This is a genomic window from Streptomyces sp. NPDC040622, assembly GCF_055593965.1.
Map to the genome: position 1 here is coordinate 12,613 of NZ_JBVIXD010000003.1, position 18,958 is coordinate 31,570.

Consider the following 18,958-nt stretch of genomic DNA (forward strand, 5'->3'; position numbering starts at 1 on the left):
CGCCGCTCCACGATCTGGACAGGCTGTCCGGATGCCGGGACGGGCGTCTCGGTGAGCGACCACGTGCCCGTCTGGCCGAGAGGGGCATCGAGGCGGTACCGGGACGGGCGTACGACGGTCAGGGCCCGGTCAGATGCCCCTGCACCACCGGCGCCACCCGCGCCACGATCTGCTCCACGTCCGCGGACGCCAGCGGCTCGACCTTGATCACGTAACGCAGCATGGCGACGCCGACCAGCTGTGCGGCGGCGAGTTCGGCCCGCAGCTCCGCGTCCGGCAGTTCCAGGCGGCCCGCGATGCGGCCGAGGACCTGGGTGGCGATGAGGCGGCGGAAGACGGCGGCGGCGGTCTCGTTGTTCATCGCGGAGCGCACGATGGCGAGCAGCGGGGCGCGCGTCGCGGGGTTCTCCCAGATGCCGAGGATGAACCGCGTCAGGCGCTCGCCGACCCCGTCGAGCGGGCCCTCCTCGATCGCGGCGGGCGCCTCCAGGGCGGGCGCGAAGGTGAGGGTGACGGCCGCCTCGAAGACCTGTTCCTTCGTGCCGAAGTAGTGGTGCACGAGGGCCGGGTCGACGCCCGCGGCCTTGGCGATGCCGCGCACGGAGGCCTTCTCGTAGCCCCGTTCGGAGAACTCCTCGCGGGCCGCCGTCAGGATCCGGTCGCGGGCGGCGGGCCCGTTCTCCGTCTGCGTACGGGAGGGGCGGCCCCGGCGGCGCGGGGCGGCGGCCTGTGCGGCGGCGCGGGTCATGAGCGGGGGACCCGCACGGCGGAGGCGAGGTGCAGCCGCGTGAAGGCGAGCGCCTCTGCGAGGTCGGCCTCCCGTTCGGCGCTGGACATCGCGCGGCGGGTGTTGACCTCGATGACCACGTGTCCGTCGAAGCCGGAGACCGCCAGGCGTTCCAGGAGCTCGGCGCACGGCTGGGTGCCGCGGCCGGGCACGAGGTGCTCGTCCTTGGCGGAGCCCTTGCCGTCGGCGAGGTGGACGTGCCCGAGCCGGTCGCCCATGCGGTCGATCATCTCCATCGCGTCCGCGCGGGCGGTCGCGGTGTGCGAGAGGTCGACGGTGAAGTGGCGGTAGTCGTCCTTGGTGACGTCCCAGTCGGGGGCGTACGCGAGCATCTCGCGGTCGCGGTAGCGCCACGGGTACATGTTCTCGACGGCGAACCGCACATCCGTCTCGTCGGCCATCCGCCAGATGCCGTCGACGAAGTCACGGGCGTACTGCCGCTGCCAGCGGAAGGGCGGGTGGACCACCACGGTGGACGCGCCGAGCTTCTCCGCGGCGGCCTTCGCGCGCTGCAGCTTGACCCACGGGTCGGTGGACCAGACCCGCTGCGTGATCAGGAGACAAGGCGCGTGAACGGCCAGGATCGGGATCTGGTGGTAGTCGCTCAGTCTGCGCAGCGCCTCGATGTCCTGACTGACGGGATCCGTCCAGACCATGACCTCGACGCCGTCGTAGCCGAGGCGCGCGGCGATCTCGAAGGCCGTCGCCGTCGACTCCGGATAGACCGAGGCCGTCGACAGGGCGACCTTCGCATCCGGGATGCGCACCACTGGTTCTGCCACGAGGGACAGCGTACGGGCCCGGTCCGGGCGCCGGGGAGGTGGCCTCGTGCCGCCCTGGTCAGGGGTCGCGGGGCGGCGCCCGGGGTGGTCGTGGCCGGGCTCAGGAGCCATGCCGGTACCGCCCCCTCACGGCGCCGGGAGGTGGTCGAGGCGGCGCAGGATCACGCCCTCGCGCAGCGCCCACGGGCAGATCTCCACGGTCTCGACGCCGAAGAGGTCCATCGCGCCCTCCGCGACGAGCGCCCCCGCGAGCAGCTGGCCGGCCCGGCCCTCGGAGACGCCGGGCAGCTCGGAGCGCTCCTGCGTGGTCATCGCGGCGAGCTGCGGCACCCAGTCCTCCAGGGACCTGCGCTTCAGCTCCCGCTGTACGTAGAGGCCGTCCGCCGAGCGCGCGGCCCCCGCGAGACGGGCCAGCTGCTTGAACGTCTTCGACGTCGCCACGATGTGGTCGGGGGCGCCGAGACGGCTGAACTCCCCCACCGTGCGGGCGATCTGCGCGCGCACGTGCCGCCGCAGCGCCTTCACGTCGGCGGGGTCCGGCGGGTCCGTGGGCAGCCAGCCCGCGGTGAGGCGGCCCGCGCCGAGCGGCAGGCTGGCCGCGGCGTCCGGCTCCTCGTCCAGGCCGTAGGCGATCTCCAGCGAGCCGCCGCCGATGTCGAGGACGAGCAGCTTGCCCGCGGACCAGCCGAACCAGCGCCGGGCGGCCAGGAAGGTCAGCCTGGCCTCCTCCTCGCCGGAGAGGACCTGCAGGTCGACGCCGGTCTCCTCCTTGACGCGGGCGAGCACCTCGTCGGCGTTGCTCGCCTCGCGCACCGCGGAGGTGGCGAACGGCAGCACTTCCTCCACGCCCTTGTCCTCGGCGGCCTCCACCGCCTCGCGCACGACCGTGACGAGGCGGTCGACGCCCTCGGGGCCGATCGCCCCGGCGGGGTCGAGGAGTTGGGCCAGGCGCAGGTCGGCCTTGTGCGAGTGTGCGGGCAGCGGGCGCGCACCGGGGTGGGCGTCGACCACGAGCAGATGCACCGTGTTCGACCCCACGTCGAGGACACCGAGTCTCATATAAGGAACGCTACGCCGCATGGGGCGGTTGTCTGTCTTCGGGCGGTCGGCCGCACGCATACCCTGGAGTCGTGCCAAAGACGAAAAAGGCGAAGACCGACAAATCGAAGTCGGGGAAGCCGTCGACCAAGCAGGCCGCGTCGGAGCAGCCGACGAAGCAGGAAACACCGCAGAAGACGGGAAAGCCGGGCAAGCCGGGTAAGTCCGGCAAGCCGGCGCCGGACGAGAAGGGTCTCGACTTCGCCCGCGCCTGGGTGGAGTTCCCGGATCCCGCGGACGACGAGCAGATCTTCCGCTGCGATCTGACATGGCTGACCTCTCGCTGGAACTGCATCTTCGGAAGCGGCTGCCAGGGCATCCAGGCGGGCCGCGCGGACGACGGCTGCTGCACGCTGGGCGCCCACTTCTCGGACGAGGACGACGAGAAGCGGGTCGCGGAGTCCGTCGAGCGGCTGACGCCCGACATCTGGCAGCACCACGACGTGGGCCGGGAGACCGGCTGGACCGCCACGGACGAGGACGGCGACCGCCAGACCCGCCCGTACAAGGGTTCGTGCATCTTCCAGAACCGCCCCGGATTCGCGGGCGGCGCCGGCTGCTCGCTGCACATCCTGGCGCTCAAGGAGGGCCGCGAGCCGCTGGAGACCAAGCCGGACGTCTGCTGGCAGCTGCCGGTGCGCAGGACGTACGACTGGATCGAGCGGCCCGACGACACCCGCGTCCTGCAGGTGTCGATCGGTGAGTACGACCGGCGGGGCTGGGGCCCCGGCGGCCACGACCTGCACTGGTGGTGCACGTCGGCGACGTCGGCGCACGGCGCGGGCGACCCGGTGTACGTCTCCTACCGCCCGGAGCTGATCGAGCTGATGGGCAAGGAGGGGTACGACCGGCTCGTGGAGCTGTGCGAGGAGCGCCTGGCCTCCCAACTGCCGCTGCTCGCGCCGCATCCGGCGGATCCCAGCTGATCCCAGCCGGTCCGGGAACGCCGCCCCGGCGGGCCCCGCTGGTCCGGGAGTGCCGGGTGCGGGCGTGCCGGGACCGGGCGTGCCGGGACCGGGCGCCCGGCCGGTCCCGGCGCGTGGGGCTCAACTCGGGCTCGGGCTCCCGCTGCCGTCGTCCGGTGGCGGCGACGAGTCGCCCGGGCCGGGGTCCGACGGCGTGGGCGTCGGATCCGTCGGTGTGGGCGTGGGGTCGGTCGGCCCGGGATCGGACGGGCCGGGGTCCGAGGGGCCCGGGTCGGAAGGACCGGGATCAGAAGGGCCCGGGTCGGAGGGTCCGGGGTCCGAGGGGCCGGGATCCGTGGGCCGCGGGCCCGGACCCGGTGAGGTCGGCGGCCGCCCGTCCCCGTACCCGTCGATCAGGATGACCGCGCCCGAGGGCGCGATGGAGACCCGCGCACGCCAGTGCCCCGACGGCTCGCGGCGGTGGTCGACGAAGACCTGGAGGGTGATCGACTGCCCCGGCGCGAGCGTCCCGGAGGAACGGCTGAGGTAGAGCCAGGACGCGCCCTCGCTCGCCGACCAGTGGACCGGTGAACCGCCGGACGCCGTCAGCGTGATGAGCGTCGTGTCGCCGCTAGGCCTGGCCTCCACGGTGAGGCGGCCGGGACCGGTGGTCGAGCGGGACGGGGGTCCGCCGCCGCTGATGACCTCCACGGAGACGTCGGGGGAGCGGCTGCCCGCGGTGAAGCGGGGCTCGGGGCCCTTGCGCGCGTTGCCCGCGTTCTCGTAGTCGTCGCGGCGGTCGCCCGCGCCCGGCCCGCCGTCCTCGCTCGCGCTGACCGAACGCCCGTCGTGGCCCTCGCCGGTGAGCGGGGCGCCCCGGTAGGCGGCCCAGAGCGCGAGCACCGGGGCGGCCACCACGGTGGCGACGACCGTCGTCGTGACGGCACGCGCGCGCAGGCGGTCGCGGCGGGCGGCGTGGTCCTTGGGGTCCATCGGGAAGCCGCGCCCGTCGTAGCGGGGGCCGCCGCCCCGCGCGCGCGGGGCGTGCGCCATCGCCACGTGGAGGGCGGCGCGGGGGGCCTCGACGACGGGGAGCGCGGCGGGGCTGACGGCCGTCCCGGGCCAGGCGCTCGCGCCGGCCCGCTCTGCGGTACGGCGGCAGCGCGGGCAGTCGTCGACGTGCCGGACCAGTTCGGTGCGCAGGGCGGTGCCGAGGAAGAGCTGGTTGTCGCCGGTGAGGCGGGCCACGCTCGGGCAGTTGCCGGTCTCCACGACGGCGAGCGCGGCGCGGGTGCGCTCCACCTCGCAGGCGGCGGAGGCGAGCAGGCCGCGGGTCTTGGTGAGGTCGAGGCCCAGGACGGCGGCGACGTCGGCGGGGGCGAGCTGGTGGCGCACGGCCAGTTCGAGGGCCTCGCGCTGCTCGGGGGTCGTGCCTGCGGCCTCCGGCCAGGCCAGCTGGGCCAGCTCGCGGCGGCGCTGCCGGTCGGTGTCCTCTGCCTGTTCGGGCGCGGCGGGCGCGGCGGGCGCGGCGGGCTGCGGGGGCTTCTGTTCCTGAGCGGACGCCTGGGACTTCTGGGACGCCTGAGGTTTCCGGGACTCCTGGGCGCGGTCGGCGGCGCCCGGTTTGCCGGAGGCGTGCGCGTGCCTCCCCTCGCGGCTGCGCTTGGCCTCGGCCAGCCGGCGCAGACAGACCCAGCGGGCGAGCGCGTAGAGCCAGGGCTTGAACGCGGCGTCGGTCTCCGGGCCGCGGGCGCCGCGGCGCTCGGCGAGGTGGAGCACGTCCCCCAGCGCCGCCGTCGCCGCGTCGTGATCGCAGAGCACGGACAGGCAGTACGTGAACAGGCCGTCCAGACACGGTTCGTAGCGCGCGGGCAGAGTGGTCCGGGGCGCCGGGCGGGTCACCACGCGCTTGCGCGCGTCCCGGTGCGCCCGGTGCGCGCCCGTTGCGTTCGTGGGAGTTTCCGGCCTGCTGCTCATCACCCGTGCGAAGTTAGGCGGATGATGCGGGGCCCTTCCTCCCCCTTGAGCAGATTTAATCCTTACGGGTGAACAGATCCCTCAAAAGGGGACAGGAACGCCCGATTCCGTGGCCTTGACTCTCACGCGGGGCGAGCGCCGGAGGGGTCACGGACCTCTCCCGGACCGCTCCCGGACCTCTCCCGGACGGCTCCCGGACGGCCGGCGGGTGGCCGGGGCCGCGTTGTCAGTGGGCTCGGCTACGGTTCGAGCATGGCTGCCCGTACGAAAACCGCCAAGGACCGGCCGTCCTACCGCTGCACCGAGTGCGGCTGGCAGACGGCCAAGTGGCTCGGCCGCTGCCCCGAGTGCCAGGCCTGGGGGACGGTCGAGGAGTACGGCGCGCCCGCGGTCCGCACCACCGCCCCCGGCCGGGTCACCTCGTCCGCCGTCCCGATCGGCCAGGTCGACGGCCGCCAGGCCACCGCGCGCACCACCGGCGTGCCGGAGCTTGACCGCGTGCTCGGCGGCGGCCTGGTCCCCGGCGCCGTGGTGCTGCTCGCCGGGGAGCCCGGCGTCGGCAAGTCCACGCTGCTCCTGGACGTCGCGGCGAAGGCGGCGACCGAGGAGCACCGCACGCTCTACGTGACCGGCGAGGAGTCGGCGAGCCAGGTCCGGCTGCGCGCCGACCGCATCGGCGCGATCGACGACCAGCTGTATCTGGCGGCCGAGACCGATCTCGCCGCCGTCCTCGGCCACTTGGACGCGGTCAAGCCCTCGCTCCTGATCCTCGACTCCGTCCAGACGGTCGCCTCGCCCGAGATCGACGGCGCGCCGGGCGGCATGGCGCAGGTCCGCGAGGTCGCGGGCGCGCTGATCCGCGCCTCCAAGGAGCGCGGCATGTCCACGCTCCTGGTCGGCCACGTCACCAAGGACGGCGCCATCGCGGGCCCGCGTCTCCTGGAGCATCTCGTCGACGTGGTCCTGCAGTTCGAGGGCGACCGGCACGCGCGCCTGCGCCTGGTCCGGGGCGTCAAGAACCGGTACGGCACGACGGACGAGGTCGGCTGCTTCGAACTGCACGACGAGGGCATCACCGGACTCGCCGACCCGAGCGGCCTCTTCCTCACCCGCCGCGCCGAGCCGGTCCCCGGCACCTGCCTGACCGTCACCCTGGAGGGCCGCCGCCCCCTGGTGGCCGAGGTCCAGGCGCTCACCGTCGACTCTCAGATCCCCAGCCCGCGCAGGACCACCTCGGGCCTGGAGACCTCCCGCGTCTCGATGATGCTGGCCGTCCTGGAGCAGCGCGGCCGGATCACCGCCCTCGGCAAGCGGGACATCTACAGCGCCACGGTCGGCGGCGTGAAGCTCTCCGAGCCCGCCGCGGACCTCGCCGTCGCCCTCGCCCTGGCCAGCGCCGCCAGCGACACCCCGTTGCCGAAGAACCTCGTCGCGATCGGCGAGGTGGGCCTCGCGGGCGAGGTCAGACGGGTCACGGGCGTCCAGCGCAGACTGGCCGAGGCCCACCGTCTCGGCTTCACGCACGCCCTCGTACCGGCCGATCCGGGCAGGATCCCCGCCGGTATGAAGGTCATCGAAGTCGCCGACATGGGGGACGCCCTGCGTGTCCTTCCGAGGTCCCGTCGCCGAGAGGCCCCACGGGAGGACGAAGAGCGCCGGTAGACTTTGCCCTGGTCTCGCCCATCCGTACGAAACCGGTGCCGGCGAAGGCTTGGACAACCTGCGACCGAGGGAGTGCAGTGGCAGCCAACGACCGGGCAGCGAACCCCGGCAAGCCCGGCGGAAGCTCCGGTGCCGATGGGCTGATGCGCGCCTCCCTGAGCGCCGTCGCGCCCGGCCAGGCACTGCGCGACGGCCTCGAACGCATCCTCCGCGGCAACACCGGAGGCCTGATCGTCCTCGGCTGGGACAAGACCGTCGAGTCGATGTGCACGGGCGGCTTCATCCTGGACGTCGAGTTCACGGCGACGCGGCTGCGTGAGCTGTGCAAGCTCGACGGCGGCATCGTCCTCGACAAGGACATCACCAAGATCCTGCGCGCGGGCGTGCAGCTGGTGCCCGACCCGACGATCCCCACGGAGGAGACGGGCACGCGGCACCGCACGGCGGACCGGGTGAGCAAGCAGGTCGGCTTCCCCGTCGTCTCGGTGTCCCAGTCGATGCGGCTGATCGCGCTGTACGTGGACGGGCAGCGCCGGGTCCTGGAGGACTCCGCCGCGATCCTCTCCCGCGCGAACCAGGCGCTCGCGACCCTGGAGCGGTACAAGCTCCGTCTCGACGAGGTCGCCGGCACGCTCTCCGCCCTGGAGATCGAGGACCTGGTGACCGTCCGGGACGTCACCGCGGTCGCCCAGCGCCTGGAGATGGTGCGCCGCATCGCCACGGAGATCGCCGAGTACGTGGTGGAGCTCGGCACGGACGGGCGCCTCCTCGCCCTCCAGCTGGACGAGTTGATCGCCGGCGTCGAGCCCGAGCGGGAACTGGTCGTACGCGACTACGTCCCCGAGCCCACGGCCAAGCGGTCCCGCACGGTCGACGAGGCCCTCGCCGAGCTGGACTCCCTGACGCACGCGGAGCTCCTCGAACTTCCCACCGTGGCGCGGGCCCTGGGGTACACCGGGTCACCCGAGGCGCTGGACTCCGCGGTGTCCCCGCGGGGCTTCCGCCTCCTCGCCAAGGTCCCCCGGCTCCCCGGCGCGATCATCGACCGGCTCGTCGAACACTTCGGCGGCCTGCAGAAACTGCTCGCCGCCAGCGTGGACGACCTCCAGACGGTGGACGGGGTCGGCGAGGCGCGGGCGCGGAGCGTGCGCGAGGGTCTTTCGCGGCTCGCGGAATCCTCGATCCTCGAGCGCTACGTCTAGCCTTCGGCGAGCGGGGGCGGGATGGGCGTCGTGTACGTCCTGCCCGGGGCCGGTGAGCGGTGTACCGGCTGAGCCATGCGCGGCGTCGGGGTGGGGCGGGGTACGGCGGGGCGCTGCCTTCTGGCTTGGCGCTGCGCGGCTCCGGGGGGGGGCGAGTGTGTCCCGCCCACCTGTCTGCCCCGCACCGCGATCGCACCGTAGGGGCCCGCCGCTGCGCGGCGAATCAGCTCCTGCCCGCAGGCTTCGGTGCGGGGCACGTCGACGCCCGCAGGGGGCCGAGGTCGGGCGCCCCGCCCAGTATCAGTCCTTTTCGAGGACGAAGGACGCGCGGGCCGTGCCCAGGCCGGGAGCCTTCGCCTCGACGAGGTACGTACCCGGCGCCGCCGATCCCGCCGAAGGCGTGGCGCACTGCGGCGCGCTGGCCCGCCGGTCCCACTGCACCGCGTGCGTGACCCGGCCCTCGGCCGGCACGCGCAGCAGCAGGCTGCCGCCGCCGCCCGGGCAGTCGTCCGAGGACCAGAACTCGTCGTCACCCTCGGCCTGAGTGATCGTCAGCACGGTTCCCTTGCCACCGAGATCGACCTTGCAGGCCTTGCCGCCGCCGTTCTCGGCGATCAGCTCGAACTTCGGCTTCTCGTCGATCGCGTACGTGTTCCGGATGCTGCGCACCTTCAACTTCACGTCGCCACTGGTGCAGTTGGGCAGCCGCGTACCGGCGGGCAGCCGGTCGCCCCCACCGCCGCCGCCCTTGGCGCCATCGTCGGAACCGCCGCCACCGGAGCCCTCCGAGCCGCCGGAACCGCCCGACCCACCGGAGCCCGATCCGCCCGAACCGCCCGAGCCGCCGGAGCCGCCCGAGCCGGATCCCGAGCCGTCGTCCGACTCGTCCCGCCCGCCCGGGTGTTGGCTGATCGCGGGCCCGGAGCCGGAGGGCCCGGGGGTGATGGACGTGGCGGGTCCGTTGCCGCCGGGCCCGTCGGCGTTGTTGCCGCCGCCTCCGCCACCCATGGTGACGATCCAGACGACGAGCAGCACCAGCAGGCCGAGTACGGACAGCAGAACGGCCCTCCGACGCCAGTAGATGGTGGAGGGAAGCGGCCCGACCGGATTGCGCAGAGATCCCACGCCCAAACCTTACGAGAGATCCGGTGCTTCTCCCGCCCCACCCGCCGCCTTGGGCGACAAAGTTTCCGGATCATCATCTCGGAAGAGGGTTCAAGGCCCCCCGGCCCGTCCGCCGACCCCTGCCGACCGTCAGGGGGAGTGACGGGACGATCGCCGGATGTGACGATTCGGCCGCACTCCATAGTGTCCGCAATCATGGACACCATGACCGACGACCTCTACCGCGACATCACCGACTTCGCCCACGACACGCCGTCGTGGTTCCAGCACCTCGCCGAGGTGTGGACGGAGCTCGGACTGCTGCTCTTCGGCGTGCTCTTCATCGTCGCCTGGTGGCGGGCCAGGCGCGGGGAACCCCGCGCCCTGGCGATCGCGGTGCTCGCTCCCCTCGCCACCGCGGTGGCGTACGTGGGCAGCGAGTTGTTCAAGTCCCTGATCGACGAGGAGCGCCCCTGCCGGGCGGTGTCGGGCGCGCTGACGCCGCTCGTCGAGTGTCCCCCGCACGGCGACTGGTCCTTCCCGAGCAACCACTCCACGATCGCGGGCGCCGCCGCCGTCGGCCTCGCGCTCGCGTGGCCGCGCATCGCGGCGCTGACGGTGCCGATGGCCGTGCTCATGGCCTTCTCGCGGGTCTTCGTCGGCGTGCACTACCCGCACGACGTGGCGGTCGGTCTCGTCTTCGGCGCGGTGGTCGTGTTCGTGCTCGTACGGCTCGCCACGCGTCCGGTGGCACGGATCACGCTGGCGATGCGGGGATCGTCGACCGGGGTCGTGAAGTGGTTCGCGGGTCCCGGCCCCTCCCGCGCGGCCGCCCCCGCCGCGACCGCCCCTGCTTTCCCGGCACCGGCACCGCCGCACGAGCGGTCGGCGTACGCCCAGGGCACGTACGATCCCGCGGCCCACGCCCCCGCGGAGTACGACCCCGCTGCCTACGACCAAGGCGCGTACAACGCCACGGCCCCCGCGGCCTACGACCCCGCCGCGTACGACTCGCCGACCATGTCCATCCGGCGCGACGACACGCAGCGGTACTGACGCCCGCCCCGGCTCCCACCCCGGCTCCCCCTCGGCGCCGGGGTCAGCCCATGTCGGGGACCAGTCCCGCCTCGTACGCGACGATCGCCGCCTGGACGCGGTTCTTGACCGCAAGCCGGTCGAGGACCGCGCTCACGTACGCCTTGACCGTGCCCTCCACGAGACGCAGCCGCGCCGCGATCTCCGGGTTGGACAGGCCCGCGCCGACCAGGCCGAGCACTTCGCGCTCGCGCGGGGTGAGGGCCTCGACGCGGGACCGGGCCTCCGCGCCGCGGCCCAGGCGCCGGGCGCCGAAGCCGTCGATGACGTGCCGGGCGACCTTCGGCGAGAGGAAGGCGGCGCCGCCCGCCACCGCCCGTACACCCGCGATGAGTTCGTACGGATCGCCGGACTTCAGCAGGAAGCCGGTGGCTCCGCCGCTCAGGGCCCGTGCTACGTACGCGTCCTCGGAGAACGTCGTCAGCATCGCGACGGCCGTGCCCGGCAGCGTACGGACGATCTCCTCGCCCGCCGCGAGGCCGTCCACGAGCGGCATGCGGATGTCGAGCAGCGCCACGTCGGGACGGTGGGCGCGCGCCATGGACACCGCCTCGCGGCCGTCACCGGCCTCCGCGACGACCTCGATGCCGCGGCCCGCGGCGAGGATGGCGCGCACGCCCGCACGGATCATGGCCTCGTCGTCGGCCAGCAGGACGCGGATGGCCTTGGCCGCGGGGGCGTCGACGGGGATGCCGGGGGCGGTGGGGGCGACGGGGGCAGCTGGTACGGCTGGGCCGACCGGCATGGCCGGGTTCTTCCCGTGCTTCTCCGGTCCCCTTGATACGTCCGCGCCTCCCCTTGATACGTCCGCATCTCCCCTTGATACGTCCACTGATACGTCCACGCCTTGGCTCCCGATCCGTTCCGTCTTCCGGTCCACGTCCTGGCCCTCTCTCCTGGCCCTCTCCCCCAGCCCTCTGCCAGCCCTCCGCTAGCCATCTGGGGTTTCCCTTCCGTCCCGGTCGCGGGTCTCGGTCTCCCTCGCCGTGGGGATGACGGTCTTGTCCACGAGGCGGTCGCGCCGGGTGCCTTCCGTGCCGAAACAGATCCTGAAGTGCGCCACGGCGACGAAGAGTTCAGTGCTCGCGCGGTAGTACGCGCACTCGGCGTCCACGGGCGGCGGGGTCGGCGCGCGCTCCAGCGGCGGGTCGGCGACGGTCCGGTCCGGCAGCACGCGCCCGGCATCGGCGCGGGTGTCGCCGAGGCGCAGGCGCGCGAAGTCGGCGGGGTCGAGGGCGGCGTGGACGCGTGAGTACGCGTACCAGGCGAAGGTCCCGCCGACGAGCAGCACGCCCGTGGTGACGGCGGCGCCCAGGGCCAGGACGGTGCGGCGTCGGGCGTACGCGAGGCGGTCGCCGGCGGGCGGTGGCCGTACGGGACCGGGACCGGCGGCCGGGAGGCGGGCGGTGACGCGGAAGCCGTGGCCGTGGGGTCCCGCGTCGAGGGTGCCGCCCAGGTCCGTGACCCGGGCGCGCAGGGTGCGCAGGCCCGAGCCGCTGCCGGACGGGAACGGCTGATCGGACGGGCTCGGCCGCGTGGACGAGGACGGCTGCGTGGACGAGGACGGCTGCGTGGGCGGCTCGGAACCCGGCTGTGCCGGGCGGTCGTTGGTGACGGTGACCGTCGTCGCGGAGGCCTCGCGGGTCACCGTGACGGTGACGGGGGCGCCCGGCGCGTGCTTGGCGGCGTTGGTGAGGGCCTCCTGGGCCACGCGGTGGACGGTTCCCTCGGTCAACGCGCGGCGCCCCGCGTCACCCTGCGGTGCGTGACGGCTTTCGTCGTCGGCGTACGTGATGTGCAGGCCCGACTCCGTGGCGCGCGCGACGAGCGCGGCGACGCTCTCGCCCGCCGGGGCCAGCGGGGCCTGCTCGTCGCCCTCCTCGCGGAGCAGGCCGATGATCGCGTGCAGCCGGTCCGTGGCCTGCGAGGCGGCCGCGCGCAGATCGGCGGCGGCCTCGCGGTGCGGGTCCGGCAGATCGGGGGAGACCTGGAGGGCGCCCGCCCGTACGGCGATCAGGCTCAGCTCGTGTCCCAGGGAGTCGTGCATGTCCTGTGCGATACGGGCCCGTTCGCGCAGGCGGGCGCGGTCGGCGACGATGCGCTGCTCGCGCTCCAGCTGGTCGGCGCGGGCCCAGCCCGCGGCGGCGAGTTCCCGGCCCTGGCGCCAGTAGCGGCCCGCGAGCCAGGGGAAGACCGCGCCGAACAGCAGCGTCCCCATGAGGACGAGCCACTCGACGACCGGGTCGACGTCCCGCACGGCGATCTTGGCGCTGCCGACGGCGGCGACGGCGCCGAAGGCGAGGAGGGCGGGGCGGGCGCGGTCCGCGCGGCGGCCGAGGAGCAGCGCGAAGACGGCGAGGGAGGGCCCGTACGCGAGGGTGAGGAGAGAGGCGCCGGTGGCGAGGCCGAGGGCGGCGGGGAGGAGGAAGGAGAGAAGGGGGCGGGAGCGTCCTGCGAGGACGGCGGCGGCGAGGACGGCGAGGCCGATGAACTGCTGGGCGGCGGAACGGGGTTCGTTCAGGCCGAGGTGGGTCACGGTGAGGGCGGGGGTGGACAGGGCGCCCCACAGCAGCGCGTCCCGCGTACGTAGTCTCCCCACTCTCCCGACGCTACTTCCCCCACGCCTCCCGCCGCCCCTGCCGATCGTCAGGGTCCGCCCTTCCTTTTCCGGGTCCGCCCTTCCTTTTCCGGGTCCGCCCTTCCCCTTCCGGGTCCGCCCTTCCCCTTCCGGGTCCGCCCTTCCCCTTCCGGGTCCGCCCTTCCCCTTCCGGGTCCGCCCTTCCCCTTCCGGGTCGGGATGGGGTGCGCTCCGCACCGGGTGGCCTCTGTCACGTGTCACGCCCGCGTGCGCGGCGCCCGGTGCCCGGTGCCGGGGCGGGGGTACTCGCGTGCTCTGCGACAGGTGACCGTCCGTCCCGGCGCCCGGCACCGGGCCTCGGTTTCCCGCCGCTCCGCGGCGGACTTCCCACCCGCCCACCCGTTTGCCCCGCACCGCATCCCCACCGTAGGGACCCACCGGCAACGCCCCGCCGCCCGCCGCCCGCCCGAGGGAGCGGGCGGGAAGGGACCCACGCCACGCCCCAAGCGCCCCCTGATCACCCCAGAGCAACCGAGCCACCGAGCCCCCCCCCGGGGAGGAAGCCCCTACCCCCACCCTTCGCTGCGGGGCAAACGGGTGGGCGGGTGGGGGCAACCCGCGCGGAGCGCGGAAAGAACCACCCACCGGCCCGCGGGGAAGAGGGGAGACCCGCGGCCACCGGGCCCCTACCCGCCCCCGACGGCGCGGGGCAAACGGGTGGGCGGGTGGGAGCAACCCGCGCGGAGCGCGGGAAAAACCACCCACCGGCCCGCGGGGAAGAGGAGAACCGCAACGACCGAAAGCCCAGCAGATAGCCCGGCGCAGGCCCAGCCGGCGCCCCACCCACCCCACGAAACCGCCGAGGCGAACCGCGAGGCTGGCCCGCACCCCGCCGCCCCCGTGGCAGGATCGGAGGTGCCATGACTGCGCCCACGAAGCCCATGCCGAACAGCCCCGTCCCCGGGGACGTCCCCGAGCCCGCCGGCGAGGCCCTGCACAGCCCCGTCATCGCCTGGTTCGACACTCATGCCCGTGACCTGCCGTGGCGTCGTGAGGACGCCGGGCCATGGGGCGTGATGGTCAGTGAGTTCATGCTCCAGCAGACGCCCGTCAGCCGCGTCCTGCCCGTGTACGAGCAGTGGCTGGCCCGCTGGCCCCGCCCGGCCGACCTCGCCAAGGAGGCGCCGGGCGAGGCCGTCCGCGCCTGGGGGCGGCTCGGTTATCCGCGCCGCGCCCTGCGGCTGCACGGCGCCGCCGTCGCCATAACGGAGCGGCACGGCGGCGACGTACCGACTCAGCACGCGCAACTGCTCGCGCTGCCCGGCATCGGGGAGTACACGGCGGCGGCCGTGGCCTCTTTCGCGTACGGGCAACGGCATGCCGTGCTCGACACGAACGTGCGCCGCGTCTTCGCGCGGGCCGTGACCGGCGTGCAGTACCCGCCGAACGCGACGACCGCCGCCGAGCGCAAGCTCGCCCGCGCCCTGCTGCCCGAGGACGAGCGCACCGCGTCGCGCTGGGCCGCCGCCTCCATGGAGCTCGGCGCCCTGATCTGCACGGCCAGGAACGAGAACTGCGCCCAGTGCCCGATCGCCGCGCAGTGCGCCTGGCGTTCGGCGGGGAAGCCCGCGCACGAGGGTCCCGCCCGCCGCGGGCAGACGTACGCGGGGACGGACCGGCAGGTGCGGGGCAAGCTGCTCGCCGTGTTGCGGGAGGCCGTGGCGCCCGTGCCGCAGGCCGTGCTCGACCGGGTGTGGGAGGAGCCCGTGCAGCGGGCCCGCGCTCTGGACGGTCTGGTGTCGGACGGCCTCGTCGAGCCGCTGCCGGACGGCCTGTACCGGCTGCCCCTGACCTGACCTGACCTGCCCCTGACCTGTCCCCGCGACTCCGGGACCCCGGGGTCTGGACCCCCGAACCCCGGGCCCCAGACCCAGACCCCGGACAACTCCACCACCCCCGGACATCTTGGGACAGTGGCTCCGGCGCCTTCGACCCGACGGCAGGGGCGCCGGAGCCCCTGCCGAACGCAGGCGTTTACTCGAGTCCTACTTCTGTTACACAACCTACGTACAGCCGTGCGTCCGCCGCTGGCTGCTCCGCACAACCTCGTGACAAGGCCTCCGTAGCTTCATACCTGTACCGCACAGCAGGGACGGCGGTCGGCAATGGGGACGGAACGGAGGCGGTTTGGTATGGCGCACGGCGAGGTGCTCGAGTTCGAAGAGTACGTCCGCACTCGGCAGGATGCCCTGCTGCGCAGTGCCCGGCGCCTGGTCCCGGACCCCGTGGACGCACAGGACCTGCTGCAGACGGCACTCGTACGGACGTACGGCCGCTGGGACGGCATAGCCGACAAGCGGCTCGCGGACGCCTATCTGCGCCGCGTCATGATCAACACGCGTACGGAGTGGTGGCGGGCCCGCAAGCTCGAAGAGGTGCCCACCGAACAGCTGCCGGACGCGAGCGTGGAAGACTCCACCGAGCAGCACGCGGACCGCGCGCTGCTGATGGACATCATGAAGGTGCTCGCACCCAAGCAGCGCAGTGTCGTCGTGCTGCGACACTGGGAGCAGATGTCCACAGAGGAGACGGCCGCCGCGCTCGGTATGTCGGCCGGAACGGTCAAGAGCACGCTGCACCGGGCGCTGGCACGGCTCCGGCAGGAGCTGGAGAGCCGCGACCTGGACGCCCGCGCGCTCGAACGTGAGGAGCGGGAGAGTTGCGCGGCCTAGGCCCTCGGGTCAGACGAAACGTGCAGGCGGCGACCGCGGCGATGGCCGGGTTCGCCGCCCTCGGCCTTTTGCTCTCCGCCTGTGCGACGGGCGGCTCCGGCGCGCGCGACGAGGGACCGGCGAGCAGCGAGCCCGTGGTGTCCACGGCCCCCTCCCCCCCTGCCTCGTCCCCCGCGCCGGTGAAGAAGGTCGACGCGGTGCGGCTCGTCCAGGAGGACCCGCAGGTCAGCCCGACGATCAAGCGTGATCTGAAGCCGTGCGTGGGGAAGGCGTACCCCGTCGACGTGTCGTACGGGAACCTGACCGGAGGATCCACGTCCGATGTCGTGGTGAATGTTCTGACCTGCGGTGACGCGGTGGGCATCGGAAGCTACGTCTATCGCGCCCAGGGCGATAAGTACGAGAATGTCTTCAAGGCCGAGGAGCCCGCCTCCGTCTACGCCGAGATCGACCGGGGCGGCCTGGTCGTGACGAAGCAGTTGTACGAGAAGGGCGACTCGGTGGCCTACCCGTCCGGTGAGGAAGTGATCACCTACCGCTGGTCATCGAACCGCTTCACCGAGTCGGGGCGTACGCGCAACGACTTCGGCAACGCGGTGGGCGACGAGCCGACCGGCCCGTCGGCGGACTGACCGGCACGCCTCACCGGCACGTCGCGGTACAGACGCACCGCAGCACCGGCACACCGCAGTACAGACGCACCGCAGTACAGACGCACCGACGTACAGACGCACCGACGTACCGAAGAAGGACTGAGAGCATCCGATGGCAGAACAGACCCACGTCCTGTTCGTCGAGGACGACGACGTCATCCGCGAGGCCACCCAGCTCGCCCTGGAGCGCGACGGCTTCGCCGTGACCGCCATGCCGGACGGCCTCGCCGGCCTGGAGGCCTTCCGCGCCGACCGGCCGGACATCGCACTCCTCGACGTGATGGTGCCGGGCCTGGACGGCGTCTCGCTCTGCCGCCGCATCCGCGACGAGTCGACGGTCCCGGTGATCATGCTGTCGGCGCGTGCCGACTCCATCGACGTCGTGCTCGGCCTGGAGGCGGGCGCCGACGACTACGTGACCAAGCCGTTCGACGGTGCCGTCCTGGTCGCCCGCATCCGCGCCGTGCTGCGCCGCTTCGGGCACGCCGGCGGGCCGAACGCGGCGGGCTCCGGCGACCAGGACGGCGACGACGCGGACGGCGGCGTGCTGAACTTCGGCGACCTGGAGATCGACACGGTCGGCATGGAGGTGCACAGGGACGGCGCGCCGGTGGCGCTGACGCCCACCGAGATGCGGCTGCTCCTGGAGTTCTCGTCCGCGCCCGGCACGGTCCTCTCCCGCGACAAGCTCCTGGAGCGGGTCTGGGACTACGGCTGGGGCGGTGACACCCGCGTCGTCGACGTCCATGTGCAGCGGCTGCGCACGAAGGTCGGGCAGGACCGCATCGAGACGGTCCGCGGTTTCGGTTACAAGCTCAAGGCGTGAGCGGTTCACGTGAGCCGCACGCCGGACACGGAACCGGCCACCGCACCCGAGCCGCCCGAACCACGCAAGCCCAGCAAGCCCGGCAAGCCCGGCAAGCCACGCACACCACTCACCAAGTCACGCAGGGGACGACGCATATGAACGGGGGGCGCAGGGCGATCGAGCGCGTCCGCGAGGTGTTCCGGTCCGGCCGGCACCTGCGCACGGGCGTGCGCTGGAAGATCGCCGCGGCGATCGCGCTGGTCGGCGCGCTGGTCGCGATCGCCCTGAGCCTGGTCGTGCACAACGCCGCACGGGTCTCGATGCTCGACAACGCGCGCGACGTGCAGGACGAGCGCATCCAGTTCGCCCTGCGCCTGTACTCCGCCGCGTCCCAGCGCCAGACCCTGCAGTTCGGCACGAAGGTCGACGATCCGGAGCTGCCGCAGGAGCTGCGGCAGAAGGTCCTCAAGGGCCGCCGCGCCACCTTCGTCGAGGAGAAGCCCGACGGCGTGCCCGACATCTGGGCCGCCGTGCCGCTCGCGGACGGGCACGTCCTGTCGCTGCACTCCCGTTTCACCGACCGCAGCGCCACCGTCATGAAGGACCTGGACCAGGCCCTGGTCATCGGCTCCATCACGGTCGTCTTCGGGGGCTGCGCGCTGGGCGTGCTGATCGGCGGGCAGCTGTCGCGGCGCCTGCGCAAGGCGGCGACGGCGGCGGGCGAGGTCGCCCAGGGCCAGACGGACGTGAGCGTCCGCGAGGCGATCGGCGGTGTCGTGCGGGACGAGACCGACGACGTGGCGAGCGCCGTGGACGCCATGGCCGACGCCCTCAAGCAGCGCCTGGAGGCCGAGCGCCGGGTGACCGCGGACATCGCGCACGAGCTGCGCACGCCGGTGACGGGGCTGCTCACGGCGGCCGAGCTGCTGCCGCCCGGCCGCCCGACCGAGCTGGTCAGGGACCGTGCGCAGGCGATGCGTACGCTCGTCGAGGACGTGCTCGAAGTGGCGCGTCTGGACTCCGCCGCCGAGCGGGCCGAGCTGCAGGACATCACGCTCGGCGAGTTCGTCTCCCGGCGGATGGCGATCCTCACCACGGACGTGACGGTGACGGTCGTGCACGAGTCGGAGGTCACCACCGACCCGCGCCGTCTGGAGCGCATCCTCGGCAACCTCGTCGCCAACGCCACCAAGCACGGCAAGCCGCCCATCGAGGTCAGCGTCGAGGGCCGGGTGGTCCGGGTGCGCGACCACGGCCCCGGCTTCCCCGAGGCGCTGCTCGACGAGGGTCCGAGCCGTTTCCGTACGGGCAGCGCGGACCGGGCGGGGCACGGGCACGGCCTCGGCCTGACGATCGCGGCGGGCCAGGCGCGGGTGCTCGGCGCCCGGCTCACCTTCCGCAACGTGCGTCCGCCGGGGGCGGCGCCCGACGAGCCCGCCGAGGGCGCGGTCGCCGTGCTGTGGCTGCCGGAGCACGCGCCGACGAACACCGGCAGCTATCCGGTGCTCAAGCTGCCGGACAACCTCTGACTCCGCCACGTGCGACAGGTACGTGGCAGGCACGTACGACAGGCAG

At 73.6% G+C, this 18,958-nt stretch carries 15 protein-coding genes and 1 pseudogene; 9 read left to right on the forward strand and 7 right to left on the reverse strand.

The window, feature by feature from the left end; translation table 11 throughout:
• Window positions 1–118 precede the first annotated feature (118 nt).
• The 3 genes from ACZ592_RS08455 to ACZ592_RS08465 all read right to left on the reverse strand — a co-directional run bounded on the left by ACZ592_RS08455 (window position 119) and on the right by ACZ592_RS08465 (window position 2,628).
• The gene (locus tag ACZ592_RS08455) at window positions 119–748 is read right to left on the reverse strand and encodes a TetR/AcrR family transcriptional regulator (protein WP_471580760.1); all 630 of its coding nucleotides are present in this window, start codon (window positions 746–748) and stop codon (window positions 119–121) included.
• Window positions 745–1,569 carry a sugar phosphate isomerase/epimerase family protein gene (locus ACZ592_RS08460; RefSeq protein WP_471580761.1) on the reverse strand — a complete coding sequence of 275 codons (825 nt, stop codon included), beginning with the start codon at window positions 1,567–1,569 and terminating at the stop codon, window positions 745–747. The genes ACZ592_RS08455 and ACZ592_RS08460 overlap by 4 nt, the downstream gene beginning before the upstream one ends.
• A gap of 126 nt (window positions 1,570–1,695) precedes the next feature.
• Window positions 1,696–2,628 carry a Ppx/GppA family phosphatase gene (locus ACZ592_RS08465; protein WP_471580762.1) on the reverse strand — a complete coding sequence of 311 codons (933 nt, stop codon included), beginning with the start codon at window positions 2,626–2,628 and terminating at the stop codon, window positions 1,696–1,698.
• 71 nt (window positions 2,629–2,699) lie between these two features.
• Between ACZ592_RS08465 and ACZ592_RS08470 the strand changes: the two genes are divergently transcribed.
• Window positions 2,700–3,593, forward strand: coding sequence for a DUF3109 family protein (locus tag ACZ592_RS08470; protein WP_471580763.1), 894 nt, complete (start codon window positions 2,700–2,702; stop codon window positions 3,591–3,593).
• Window positions 3,594–3,713: 120 nt separating this feature from the next.
• Here the strand turns inward: ACZ592_RS08470 and ACZ592_RS08475 are convergent, their stop codons facing one another.
• A complete protein-coding gene (locus tag ACZ592_RS08475) occupies window positions 3,714–5,549 on the reverse strand; it encodes a BACON domain-containing protein (protein ID WP_471580764.1) in 1,836 nt (611 codons plus the stop codon).
• Window positions 5,550–5,801: 252 nt separating this feature from the next.
• Here ACZ592_RS08475 and radA point away from each other — a divergent pair, with 252 nt between their 5' ends.
• Together radA and disA are read left to right on the forward strand one after the other, a co-directional pair.
• Window positions 5,802–7,211, forward strand: a complete 1,410-nt coding sequence (radA, locus tag ACZ592_RS08480; protein ID WP_471580765.1) for a DNA repair protein RadA — start codon at window positions 5,802–5,804, stop codon at window positions 7,209–7,211.
• 77 nt (window positions 7,212–7,288) lie between these two features.
• Window positions 7,289–8,413: a DNA integrity scanning diadenylate cyclase DisA gene (gene disA, locus ACZ592_RS08485; protein WP_384550087.1), complete on the forward strand. Its 1,125-nt coding sequence runs from the start codon at window positions 7,289–7,291 to the stop codon at window positions 8,411–8,413.
• A 300-nt stretch (window positions 8,414–8,713) separates the two neighbouring features.
• Here disA and ACZ592_RS08490 read toward each other — a convergent pair whose 3' ends face one another.
• On the reverse strand, window positions 8,714–9,538 hold the full coding sequence (locus tag ACZ592_RS08490; protein ID WP_471580766.1) for a hypothetical protein: 825 nt from the start codon (window positions 9,536–9,538) through the stop codon (window positions 8,714–8,716).
• Window positions 9,539–9,733: 195 nt separating this feature from the next.
• On the opposite strand from ACZ592_RS08490, the pseudogene ACZ592_RS08495 reads away from it, so the two are divergent.
• Window positions 9,734–10,351, forward strand: a pseudogene (locus tag ACZ592_RS08495) (phosphatase PAP2 family protein); the annotation flags it as partial.
• 265 nt (window positions 10,352–10,616) lie between these two features.
• Here ACZ592_RS08495 and ACZ592_RS08500 read toward each other — a convergent pair.
• Entirely contained in the window at window positions 10,617–11,243 is a 627-nt protein-coding gene (locus tag ACZ592_RS08500; protein WP_471581392.1) for a response regulator, read from the reverse strand.
• Between the two features lie 300 nt (window positions 11,244–11,543).
• The gene (locus tag ACZ592_RS08505) at window positions 11,544–13,211 is read right to left on the reverse strand and encodes a sensor histidine kinase (protein ID WP_471580767.1); all 1,668 of its coding nucleotides are present in this window, start codon (window positions 13,209–13,211) and stop codon (window positions 11,544–11,546) included.
• A gap of 899 nt (window positions 13,212–14,110) precedes the next feature.
• Here ACZ592_RS08505 and ACZ592_RS08510 point away from each other — a divergent pair.
• The 5 genes from ACZ592_RS08510 (at window position 14,111) to cseC (ending at window position 18,912) form a co-directional block, all read left to right on the forward strand.
• Entirely contained in the window at window positions 14,111–15,046 is a 936-nt protein-coding gene (locus ACZ592_RS08510) for an HhH-GPD family protein (RefSeq protein ID WP_471580768.1), read from the forward strand.
• 336 nt (window positions 15,047–15,382) lie between these two features.
• Entirely contained in the window at window positions 15,383–15,922 is a 540-nt protein-coding gene (locus ACZ592_RS08515) for a SigE family RNA polymerase sigma factor (RefSeq protein WP_055567865.1), read from the forward strand.
• Window positions 15,923–15,963: 41 nt separating this feature from the next.
• Entirely contained in the window at window positions 15,964–16,554 is a 591-nt protein-coding gene (locus ACZ592_RS08520; protein ID WP_471581393.1) for a hypothetical protein, read from the forward strand.
• A 133-nt stretch (window positions 16,555–16,687) separates the two neighbouring features.
• Window positions 16,688–17,401, forward strand: coding sequence for a two-component system response regulator CseB (gene cseB, locus ACZ592_RS08525; protein WP_471580769.1), 714 nt, complete (start codon window positions 16,688–16,690; stop codon window positions 17,399–17,401).
• Between the two features lie 137 nt (window positions 17,402–17,538).
• Window positions 17,539–18,912 carry a two-component system sensor histidine kinase CseC gene (cseC, locus tag ACZ592_RS08530; protein WP_471580770.1) on the forward strand — a complete coding sequence of 458 codons (1,374 nt, stop codon included), beginning with the start codon at window positions 17,539–17,541 and terminating at the stop codon, window positions 18,910–18,912.
• Window positions 18,913–18,958: the final 46 nt, after the last annotated feature.